The organism is Pseudomonas sp. V98_8 (genome assembly GCF_029967975.1).
GTDB lineage: Bacteria > Pseudomonadota > Gammaproteobacteria > Pseudomonadales > Pseudomonadaceae > Aquipseudomonas > Aquipseudomonas umsongensis.
The window spans coordinates 1-10,746 of the sequence record NZ_JASCAE010000105.1 but is presented as its reverse complement, the minus strand read 5'-3'; the positions used below and the strand labels follow the sequence as shown (position 1 = coordinate 10,746).

The following is a 10,746-nucleotide window of genomic DNA, read 5'->3' as shown; positions in this document are numbered from 1 at the left end:
ACATTCGACCGCATCCCTACTGACGGAACGCGGTCGAATGTGGGAGCGGGCTTGCTCGCGAAAGCGATCTGACATTCACCGCGTAAACTGCAGGTAAACAACATTCAGAAACAATTGAGCAGCTGTTTAATTGTCCCCCCAACTGTTCCCGTTACGTTTACGTCACCGTGAACCTGTGGCCTTTCTCTACGGCAACGTGCCATCACGCTACTCGGCTACACACTTATCCCTGCCAGGTCATCGCACCAATAGGGTGCAGTCAATCAGCCCTGCGCCTTTTCCTGGATCATAATCCACGGCGAAACCACCACTGCCCACAACGACGGATCGCGCTCGAAAAGATCCAGCGCCCGCGATTCAGACAGCTTGGCGACCTTGTCGTCAGCCAGCCAGGCGGCCACTTTCTCGCCATCATCGGTCGCCATGGCTTCGGCGGCAGCGATCAAATCAAGGCCGGGGTCGACCCACAATAGGGCACCCTTGGCAAAGAACGGCTCCAACTCCTTCCAGGTAATAGATGCGGTTTCTCCAAGCAGCTTGGCATAGAGGGTGCTAGGTTCTTCAATCATGGGTCCGGTCCGGAAAAGAAATCGACGCAATGATAACGTCGGTGATCAGGCAGAAAAACCCAGATGCAATTTGCAGGATCGAATGAAAAGCGCAGGAATGCCAAGGAATGCACGGAATCTGGCTATAAGCCCGTCAAAGCCCCGCCGCAATTCTGACTTTTTCTTTCAAATAAGCGACACCCCCAAGTTTTGCCCCCTGACGCCAGCTTCCCAGGCTGACGATCGGCGCTCTACACTGTACCGGTACAGTTGCCGAGGGGCTTTTCCGGGGAATGTCGTAGATACTGACCCGGTTCTGCCGCCGACGGCGCCAGGACTATAAAAATTACAACAGTAAGAGTGGAGCACTATGACTAAGGCTACTAAGCAGATTTCCAAACTGTTTGCCGCTATGGTTCTGGCCGGGGTTGCCAGCCATTCGTTCGCAGCTGACACCATCAAGATCGGCATCGCCGGCCCAAAAACCGGCCCTGTAGCCCAATACGGCGACATGCAGTTCAGCGGCGCCAAAATGGCCATTGAACAGATCAACGCCAAAGGCGGCGTAGACGGCAAGAAGCTCGAAGCCGTTGAATACGATGACGCCTGTGATCCAAAACAAGCGGTAGCGGTCGCGAACAAAGTCGTCAACGACGGCGTGAAATTCGTGGTTGGCCACCTGTGCTCCAGCTCCACTCAACCGGCTTCGGACATCTACGAAGACGAAGGCGTGATCATGATCACCCCGGCAGCCACCAGCCCGGACATCACCAACCGTGGTTACAAAATGGTGTTCCGCACCATCGGTCTGGACAGCGCCCAGGGCCCTGCCGCCGGTAACTACATCGCCGACTTCGTAAAACCGAAGATCGTCGCCGTCCTGCACGACAAACAGCAATACGGTGAAGGCATCGCCTCTGCCGTGAAGAAAACCCTGGAAGGCAAAGGCGTGAAGGTTGCCGTGTTCGAAGGCGTCAACGCCGGCGACAAGGACTTCTCGTCGATGATCGCCAAGCTCAAGCAAGCCAACGTCGACTTCGTCTACTACGGCGGCTACCACCCGGAACTGGGCCTGATCCTGCGTCAATCCCAAGAAAAAGGCCTGAAAGCCAAGTTCATGGGTCCGGAAGGCGTGGGTAACGACTCCATCTCGCAGATCGCCAAGGACGCCTCCGAAGGCCTGCTGGTGACCCTGCCGAAATCCTTCGACCAGGATCCGGCCAACATCGCCCTGGCTGACGCGTTCAAGGCCAAGAAAGAAGATCCAAGCGGTCCGTTCGTATTCCCGGCCTACTCGGCTGTGGAAGTGATTGCCGAAGGCATCAAGGCGGCCAAGTCCGAAGACTCCGCCAAAGTGGCTGAAGCCATCCACAAAGGCACCTTCAAGACCCCTACCGGCGACTTGAGCTTCGACGAGAAGGGCGACCTGAAAGACTTCAAATTCGTGGTTTACGAGTGGCACTTCGGCAAACCAAAAACTGAAGCCAAGCCTCAGTAAGGCCCTGCCTGACTGACTGCCAACAAAGCCCACGGCGTGCCGTGGGCTTTGTTTTACGAACGTATCTGGGCCGCGCTGGCGTGATCCGCTAGTCTCCCCACCTGAAAATCTCAAAACCGTCATCAGCGGTTCGCTGGCAAATCCCGGATTCGAAGTGGATGCAGATCCACGGGGCCCGGGCGGGAAAATGACTCCACCAGTGAAATGCGTATCAGGTTTTTAGGAGCGCTGTAATGCCTGACATCTATCACTTCTTCCAACAGCTGGTTAATGGTTTGACCATTGGCAGCACGTATGCCCTGATCGCCATCGGCTATACGATGGTCTACGGCATCATTGGAATGATCAACTTCGCCCACGGCGAGGTGTACATGATCGGCTCCTACGTGGCGTTCATCGCCATCGCCGGGCTGGCCATGCTGGGACTCGACAGTGTTCCGCTGTTGATGACCGCCGCTTTCCTGGCGACCATCGTCGTCACCAGTGCCTACGGCTACAGCATCGAACGGATCGCCTACCGCCCCTTGCGCGGCAGCAACCGTCTGATCCCGCTGATTTCTGCCATCGGCATGTCGATCTTCCTGCAGAACACGGTTCTGCTGGCGCAAGACTCCAAGGACAAATCCATCCCCAACCTGATTCCGGGCAACTTTGCCTTCGGACCAGGTGGCGCACATGAAGTGCTGATTTCCTACATGCAAATCGTGGTGTTCGTGGTGACCCTGATCGCCATGCTCGGCCTGACGCTGTTCATCTCCCGCTCTCGCCTGGGTCGCGCCTGCCGCGCCTGTGCCGAAGACATCAGGATGGCCAACCTGCTGGGTATCAACACCAACAACATCATCGCCCTGACCTTCGTCATCGGTGCCGCGCTGGCGGCCATTGCGGCCGTGCTGCTGAGCATGCAGTACGGCGTGATCAACCCGAACGCCGGTTTCCTGGTCGGCCTCAAGGCCTTCACCGCCGCGGTACTGGGCGGTATCGGCAGCATTCCGGGCGCCATGCTTGGCGGACTGGTGCTGGGTGTGGCGGAAGCCTTTGGTGCCGATATCTTCGGCGACCAATACAAGGACGTCGTGGCGTTCGGCCTCCTGGTTTTGGTGTTGTTGTTCCGGCCAACCGGCCTGCTGGGCCGCCCGGAGGTTGAGAAAGTATGACTAGGAATCTTAAACAGGCGCTGTTCAGTGCCTTGCTGGTATGGGCCGTCGCCTATCCGGTACTGGGTTTGAAGCTGAGCATCGTTGGCATCAACCTCGAAGTCCATGGCACCAGCACCGCCACGTTGATCACCATCGCCGTGTGCTCGGTGCTGATGTTCCTGCGCGTTCTGTTCGACCAGCAGATCAGCTCGGCCTGGCGCTCCTCGCCGAGCATGCCGCTGATTCCGGCCAAGGCCAGTAACTTCCTGACCCTGCCGACCACCCAACGCTGGATCATCATTGCGTTGATCGCCGGCGCCCTGGTCTGGCCGTTCTTTGGCTCTCGCGGCGCAGTGGATATCGCGACGCTGGTGCTGATCTACGTGATGCTGGGCCTGGGCCTGAACATCGTGGTCGGCCTGGCTGGCCTGCTCGACCTCGGTTACGTCGGTTTCTACGCCGTCGGCGCCTACAGCTACGCGCTGCTGTCGCACTACTACGGTTTGAGCTTCTGGATCTGCCTGCCAATTGCCGGCCTGATGTCCGCCACCTTCGGTTTCCTGCTCGGTTTCCCGGTGCTGCGTCTGCGCGGTGACTACCTGGCGATCGTGACCCTGGGCTTTGGTGAGATCATCCGTCTGTTCCTGCGTAACCTGACCGGCCTCACGGGCGGTCCGAACGGCATCAGCAACATCGAGAAGCCAACGTTCTTCGGCCTGACCTTTGAACGTAAGGCCGCTGAAGGGATGCAGACGTTCCACGAGTATTTCGGCATCGCCTACAACTCGATCAACAAGGTGATTTTCCTGTACCTGGTTGCGCTGTTGCTGGCGCTCGGAGCGCTGTTCGTCATCAATCGCCTGCTGCGCATGCCCCTGGGCCGCGCGTGGGAAGCGTTACGTGAGGACGAGATTGCCTGCCGTGCACTGGGCCTGAACCCTACCGTGATCAAATTGTCGGCGTTCACCCTGGGTGCCAGCTTCGCCGGTTTCGCCGGTAGCTTCTTCGCTGCCCGTCAGGGCCTGGTGACGCCGGAGTCCTTCACTTTCATCGAGTCGGCGATCATCCTCGCCATCGTGGTACTGGGTGGCATGGGCTCGCAGCTGGGTGTGATCCTGGCCGCCGTGGTAATGATCCTGCTGCCGGAAATGATGCGTGAGTTCAGTGAGTACCGCATGTTGATGTTCGGTGCCTTGATGGTACTGATGATGATCTGGCGCCCTCAGGGTCTGCTGCCCATGCAACGTCCTCACATGGAGCTGCGCAAATGAGCCGCGAGATCCTTAAAGTAGAAAACCTGAGCATGCGCTTCGGCGGCTTGCTGGCGGTCAACGGCGTTGCCTTGAGCGTGAAAGAGAAACAAGTGGTTGCCCTGATCGGCCCCAACGGCGCCGGCAAGACCACCGTGTTCAACTGCCTAACCGGCTTTTACAAGCCAAGCGGCGGCAGCATCCTGCTCGATGGCGAGCCGATCGAAGGCCTGCCGGGCCACAAGATCGCCCTCAAGGGCGTGGTGCGTACCTTCCAGAACGTGCGGTTGTTCAAGGACATGACCGCGGTCGAGAACCTCTTGATCGCCCAGCATCGCCACCTGAACACCAACTTCCTGTCCGGCCTGTTCAAGACCCCGGGGTTCCGCAAGAGCGAACGCGAGGCCATGGAATTTGCCGAGTACTGGCTGGAAAAGGTCAACCTCAAGGAGTTCGCCAACCGTCCGGCCGGCACCCTGGCCTACGGTCAACAGCGGCGTCTGGAAATCGCCCGCTGCATGATGACCCGTCCGCGGATCCTCATGCTCGACGAACCAGCCGCCGGCCTGAACCCGAAGGAAACCGAGGACCTGAAGGCGCTGATCAGCGTGTTGCGTGAAGAGCACAACGTCACCGTGCTGTTGATCGAACACGACATGAAACTGGTCATGAGCATTTCCGACCACATCGTCGTGATCAACCAGGGCACGCCTCTGGCCAACGGTACGCCGGAACAGATCCGTGACAATCCTGAAGTGATCAAAGCCTACCTGGGGGAAGCGTAAATGCTGCAGTTCGAAAACGTTTCCACCTTCTACGGCAAGATCCAGGCCCTGCACAGCGTCAACGTCGAAGTCCGCCAGGGCGAGATCGTGACCCTGATCGGCGCCAACGGTGCCGGCAAGTCCACGCTGCTGATGACCCTGTGCGGTTCGCCGCGGGCCCACAGCGGCAGCATCCGCTACATGGGTGAGGAACTGGTCGGGCAGGATTCTTCGCAGATCATGCGCAAGAGCATTGCCGTGGTGCCGGAAGGTCGTCGGGTGTTTTCCCGCCTGACCGTCGAAGAAAACCTCTCGATGGGTGGTTTTTTCACCGCCAAAGGCGACTATCAGGAACAGATGGACAAGGTCCTCGGACTTTTCCCACGCTTGAAAGAGCGCTTTAGCCAGCGTGGCGGCACCATGTCCGGCGGCGAACAGCAAATGCTCGCCATCGGCCGTGCGCTGATGAGCAAACCCAAGCTGTTGCTGCTCGACGAGCCTTCACTGGGCCTGGCCCCGATCATCATCCAGCAGATCTTCGATATCATCGAACAGCTGCGCAAGGACGGTGTAACGGTGTTCCTGGTCGAGCAGAACGCCAACCAGGCGCTGAAAATCGCTGACCGCGCCTACGTGCTGGAGAACGGGCGAGTGGTGATGACAGGCACCGGTGAAGCGCTGTTGACCGATCCGAAAGTGCGCGATGCGTACCTCGGTGGCTAAGCCTTTGCGGTAAACAAAAAAACGGCCTTAGCGGGCCGTTTTTTTTTGCCCACCAAACTTCAACAACGACATTGCCCCCTGTAGGAGCGAGATGCTCGCGATGGACGTCAACCATAACGCTGGAAACCTGATGCCCCGCGGCGCTGTCGGACTCATCGCGAGCATGCTCGCTCCTACAGGGGGCGTGTGATGATTCAAAGCCTGTCCAGCGCCTCGCCGCTGCGCTTGAACCAGCCCATCAAATAATCCGCCAGCACCTGCGTACGCCTGGGCAGCCCACCCTGATACGGATGCACCAGATACATCGGCATGCTGCGTGTCTGATATTCACGCAGCAGCCAGCGCAAACGCCCGTCAGCCAATTCCTCTGGCAATGCATAGGACGGCAAGCGGGCAATGCCGGCGCCAGCCAGTGCGGCTTTTTTCAACAGGTTGTAATGATTACTGGCGAACGGTCCCGAAACCCGCACCCGCAACAACTCGTGTTGTTGGTGATACAACCACTCCTCCCGACCACTGTAGTGGCTGTTGAGCAAGCAGCGATGCTCGGCCAGCGCCTGAGGAGACTGCGGTTCACCGTATTGCTCCAGATAAGCCGGGCTGGCACAGGTCAACTCCCGCCACGCCAGTAGCGGGCGCGCCACTAGGCGCTGGTCAATCGCCACATCGGAGCGGACCGCCAGATCGAAGCCGTCACGGGACAAATCGCGGTAGTTGTTGTTGAGCTCCAGCTCGATCTGCACCTGGGGATACCGGGCCGAGAACTCCAGCAACAAGCCATCGAAGAACGTTTCCCCAAGCGACACAGGAACGGTCATCCGCACCGGGCCCGCCATGTCATCCTTCAATCGTGCCAAGGCCTGGCGCGCGCGCTCGACTTGCACCACCAGCGCCTGGGCCTGGGGCAACAACGCAGCGCCTGCCGCCGTCAGGCTCAAGCGTCGCGTGGTGCGTTGTAGCAGGACCACGGAAAACTGCGCTTCCAACTGACTTATGCGCTTGGACAGCTGGCCCTTGCTGCAACCCAATTGCTGCGCCGCCAAGGTAAAGCTGCCTGCTTCGACCAACACGGCGAATGCCGCCAGGTCATCCATCTCGCTCATGGATTGTTTCCATTTGAAAACTAAAGGTTGCCTATTAGCGCGCTTATCCGTGGAAAAAACCACTCTAAACTGAGGCCTCACTCAATCGATACGAGGATCAGCCAGTATGAAAATTCTTTTGATCGGTGCAGGTGGCACCATCGGTTCGGCCGTCGACAAGGAACTGTCCCAGCGCCACGAGATCGTGCGCATCGGCCGCAATAGCGGTGATTTCCAAGTGGACATCAGTGACAGTGTGTCGATTCGCAAACTGTTTGAACAAACGGGCAAGTTCGATGCGTTGGTCTGCGCCGCCGGCAACGTGACCTTCGCGCCATTGGATGAAATGACCGAAGAGAGCTTTACCCTGGGCCTGAAAGACAAGTTGATGGGCCAGGTCAACTTGCTGCTGATCGGTCGCGAGTTCGCGAATGACGGCGCGTCGTTCACCTTCACCACCGGCGTGCTCAGCCACGACCCGATCCGCAGCGGTGCTAGCGCAGCGCTGGTGAACGGTGCCCTGGACAGCTTTGTCCGTGCCGCCGCGATCGAATTGCCGCGTGGCTTGCGGGTCAACTCGATCAGCCCGAACGTGCTGGTCGAAGCCATGGGCAAATACGCACCCTACTTCCGCGGCTTCAAGCCGGTTCCGGCGGCCGACGTGGCATTGGCCTACGCCAAGAGCGTCGAAGGCTTGCAGACAGGTCAGACCTTTCACATCTGAACAGACCAAGGTGCGGCGCTGACTCAGCGTCGCATCAGGTTGCCGGAGGTTCCAGCAGCGTAGGCAGTAGATTGCCAGCGATCTCGCGCGGTACGGATATCATCAGACCGGGACCCATGATCACCGTCTGGATCGTCGCGGTCGAGACCAGGATGCCGTTGATGGACAGCCGCAAAGGCTGATGCATTTGCTGACGCGTTACCTGCTCCAGGCGACCTTGCGCATCAGGGCTGAGCATGACCCTGAGCGCAATGGATTGCGGATTTGGATCATCGACCCGCTTAAGCTCCAGGTTCATTTCCGTAAAGTCCGACCTGGACGAAAGATCGATGTCTGCCGCCAGGCATTGCATCGCTGCCAACATTCCCAATGCCACAAAAATCAGCTTGCCTGAGCCCCTCATAACACCTCCTGCATAAACAAGACCGACAGGTTACGGCCAAAGGCCTTTCACCCTGGTGGTTCAAGTACAGCTGAATGTTTCTTGCGCGGCGGCGTTTCCAAAGCAAGTTCACTCATGGGTTGTGATGAACGGTCAGCCTGAGTAACGTGACGGCACCTGTCAGGAGACCCCAAGATGCGTGCTGCCCGTTCCTTAGTCCTCGTTGCCCTTCTTCCGCTGTTCGCCGCATGCCAGTTGTTCGATGGCTCGCGGGAAAGCGCTTCCCACGTCGGCCAGGCCCGCATGCAGGGCCAGTTGAGCGCAGCCGATGGCAAGCTGTTGTTCCAGCCATGCGGCGAGCAGAAACGTTATGCGGTCAACGACACGGGCGGTACCAGCGTCCTGCAACAGGCCGCGAGCCTGGCCGATGCCCAGGGCAAATTGTTTGCCGATGTGCGCGGGCAAATCGTTTCCGGCTCCGGTGATGGGCAACTGGACCTCGAACAGCTGTATCGCATCGAGCGTTCGGGCAATGCCTGTGCCGATCCCGACTTCAAGAAGCTGATCCTGCGCGCCGCCGGCCATGCCCCTGAGTGGAGCGTGAGAGTCACGGGCAAAGGCATGGTCCTTGAACGCGCCGGCCAGGCGCCGTTGGCCGTGCCCTATGTCGAGGAACAATTGGGCGAAGGCCGCTTCAACCTCAGCACCGAAGCCAACCAGCAGCACATCGAACTGTGGGTCGCACCGCAACGCTGCGTCGACAACAGCACCGGCAGCATCCAGCACATGAGTGCTGAACTGCGAATCAACGGCCAGGTGCAACGGGGTTGTGGGTATTTCGGCGGATCGCGCGACGACTGATCGTTTAAGCCTCACGGGCCTGAGCCTTTGAGGCTTATAATCGCCGGTTTCAAACGCCCTGGCGCAGTTGTGCGCCCCGCGAACCGGATCCTGCCATGTTACGAATCACCGAACTCAAGCTGCCAATCGACCATCCCGATGAAGACCTGCGCCCTGCCATCCTGCAGCGCCTGGGCATCACCAGCGATGACTTGCTCGATTTCACCTTGTTCAAGCGCAGTTATGATGCGCGCAAAAAGTCCTCCGAGCTGTGCTTCATCTACACCATCGACCTCGATGTTCGCGATGAGGCCTCGGTGCTGCACAAGTTCGCCGATGACCGTAACGTCAACGTGGCACCGGATGTCAGCTACAAAATGGTCGGCCAGGCCCCCGCCGACCTGAGTGTGCGCCCTGTCGTGGTCGGCTTTGGTCCGTGCGGGATTTTCGCCGGCCTGCTGCTCGCGCAAATGGGCTTCAAGCCGATCATCCTCGAACGCGGCACCGAAGTGCGCCAGCGCACCAAGGACACCTGGGGCCTGTGGCGTAAAAGCGTGCTCAACCCCGAGTCCAACGTACAGTTCGGCGAGGGCGGCGCGGGGACATTCTCCGATGGCAAGCTCTACAGCCAGATCAAGGATCCGAAGTTCATCGGGCGCAAAGTCCTCAATGAGTTCGTCAAGGCCGGCGCCCCGGAAGAAATCCTCTACGTCAGCAAACCGCACATCGGTACGTTCCGTCTGACAGGCGTGGTGGAAAACATGCGTGAGCAGATTCGCGCCATGGGCGGTGAAGTGCGCTTCCAGCAGCGGGTTACCGACGTGCTTATCGAGGACGGCCAACTGGTTGGCGTCGAACTCGATGGCGGCGAGCAGATCCACTCCAAACACGTGATCCTGGCCCTCGGCCACAGTGCCCGGGACACGTTCCGCATGCTGCACGGCCGTGGCGTGTTCATGGAAGCCAAGCCATTCTCGGTAGGTTTCCGCATCGAGCACCCGCAGTCGCTGATCGACCGCGCGCGCCTGGGCAAGTACGCCGGCCACCCGAAACTCGGCGCCGCCGACTACAAACTGGTGCACCACGCCAAGAATGGCCGTTCCGTCTACAGCTTCTGCATGTGCCCGGGCGGCACGGTGGTGGCGGCGACGTCCGAGCCAAATCGCGTGGTGACCAATGGCATGAGCCAGTACTCGCGTAACGAGCGCAACGCCAACTCCGGGATCGTTGTCGGGATTACCCCGGAAGTCGATTACCCGGGCGGTCCGTTGGCCGGTATCGAGTTGCAGGAACGTCTGGAATCCCACGCCTTTGTGCTCGGCGGCAGCAACTACGAGGCACCGGCGCAACTGGTCGGCGACTTTATCGCCGGCAAGCCGTCCACCGAGTTGGGCAGCGTTGAACCGTCCTACAAACCGGGCGTTGCCCTGGGTGACCTGGCGCTGGCCTTGCCGGCCTTCGCCATCGAGGCGATTCGCGAAGCCTTGCCGGCATTCGAGAAACAGATTCGCGGTTACTCGCTGCATGACGCGGTGTTGACCGGGATCGAAACCCGCACTTCGTCGCCGCTGCGAATTACGCGAAACGAGTCGATGCAGAGCCTGAACGTCAAGGGCCTGTTCCCGGCCGGCGAAGGCGCGGGTTATGCGGGCGGGATTCTGTCGGCGGGTGTCGATGGCATTCGCATCGCCGAAGCGGTGGCTCGGGATATCCTCGGCCTCCAAGCCTGACGCATATCCCTTGTGGGAGCGGGCTTGCTCGCGAAGGCGGTGGATCAGCCAACGTTTCTGTTGAAT

At 59.4% G+C, this 10,746-nt stretch carries 11 protein-coding genes; 8 read left to right on the top strand and 3 right to left on the bottom strand.

Annotation, left to right across the window (positions count from 1 at the left end; translation table 11 throughout):
- Positions 1–263 precede the first annotated feature (263 nt).
- Positions 264–569 (bottom strand): DUF2288 domain-containing protein, encoded by a 306-nt coding sequence (locus tag QLG10_RS29210; RefSeq protein ID WP_110748912.1) that lies wholly within the window; start codon positions 567–569, stop codon positions 264–266.
- 349 nt (positions 570–918) lie between these two features.
- Between QLG10_RS29210 and QLG10_RS29205 the strand changes: the two genes are divergently transcribed.
- The 5 genes from QLG10_RS29205 (at position 919) to QLG10_RS29185 (ending at position 5,922) form a co-directional block, all read left to right on the top strand.
- Positions 919–2,046 (top strand): branched-chain amino acid ABC transporter substrate-binding protein, encoded by a 1,128-nt coding sequence (locus QLG10_RS29205; RefSeq protein WP_020798126.1) that lies wholly within the window; start codon positions 919–921, stop codon positions 2,044–2,046.
- 233 nt (positions 2,047–2,279) lie between these two features.
- The gene (livH, locus tag QLG10_RS29200; protein ID WP_282488454.1) at positions 2,280–3,203 is read left to right on the top strand and encodes a high-affinity branched-chain amino acid ABC transporter permease LivH; all 924 of its coding nucleotides are present in this window, start codon (positions 2,280–2,282) and stop codon (positions 3,201–3,203) included.
- Positions 3,200–4,456 (top strand): high-affinity branched-chain amino acid ABC transporter permease LivM, encoded by a 1,257-nt coding sequence (locus QLG10_RS29195; RefSeq protein ID WP_110748910.1) that lies wholly within the window; start codon positions 3,200–3,202, stop codon positions 4,454–4,456. Before livH ends, QLG10_RS29195 begins: the two co-directional genes overlap by 4 nt.
- On the top strand, positions 4,453–5,220 hold the full coding sequence (gene livG / locus QLG10_RS29190) for a high-affinity branched-chain amino acid ABC transporter ATP-binding protein LivG (protein WP_046816659.1): 768 nt from the start codon (positions 4,453–4,455) through the stop codon (positions 5,218–5,220). Before QLG10_RS29195 ends, livG begins: the two co-directional genes overlap by 4 nt.
- On the top strand, positions 5,221–5,922 hold the full coding sequence (locus tag QLG10_RS29185) for an ABC transporter ATP-binding protein (RefSeq protein ID WP_020798122.1): 702 nt from the start codon (positions 5,221–5,223) through the stop codon (positions 5,920–5,922). It begins immediately after the preceding gene.
- 194 nt (positions 5,923–6,116) lie between these two features.
- On the opposite strand, the gene QLG10_RS29180 is transcribed toward QLG10_RS29185, so the two are convergent.
- Complete coding sequence (locus QLG10_RS29180) at positions 6,117–7,025, bottom strand: LysR family transcriptional regulator (protein ID WP_282488453.1); 909 nt, start codon at positions 7,023–7,025, stop codon at positions 6,117–6,119.
- 106 nt (positions 7,026–7,131) lie between these two features.
- Here QLG10_RS29180 and QLG10_RS29175 point away from each other — a divergent pair, with 106 nt between their 5' ends.
- Positions 7,132–7,728 carry a short chain dehydrogenase gene (locus QLG10_RS29175; protein WP_110748906.1) on the top strand — a complete coding sequence of 199 codons (597 nt, stop codon included), beginning with the start codon at positions 7,132–7,134 and terminating at the stop codon, positions 7,726–7,728.
- A 34-nt stretch (positions 7,729–7,762) separates the two neighbouring features.
- Here the strand turns inward: QLG10_RS29175 and QLG10_RS29170 are convergent, their stop codons facing one another.
- Positions 7,763–8,092 carry a hypothetical protein gene (locus tag QLG10_RS29170; protein WP_282488452.1) on the bottom strand — a complete coding sequence of 110 codons (330 nt, stop codon included), beginning with the start codon at positions 8,090–8,092 and terminating at the stop codon, positions 7,763–7,765.
- Positions 8,093–8,305: 213 nt separating this feature from the next.
- Here QLG10_RS29170 and QLG10_RS29165 point away from each other — a divergent pair, with 213 nt between their 5' ends.
- The gene (locus QLG10_RS29165) at positions 8,306–8,971 is read left to right on the top strand and encodes a hypothetical protein (RefSeq protein WP_248678290.1); all 666 of its coding nucleotides are present in this window, start codon (positions 8,306–8,308) and stop codon (positions 8,969–8,971) included.
- A gap of 95 nt (positions 8,972–9,066) precedes the next feature.
- On the top strand, positions 9,067–10,680 hold the full coding sequence (locus QLG10_RS29160; RefSeq protein WP_020798118.1) for an NAD(P)/FAD-dependent oxidoreductase: 1,614 nt from the start codon (positions 9,067–9,069) through the stop codon (positions 10,678–10,680).
- Positions 10,681–10,746 lie beyond the last annotated feature (66 nt).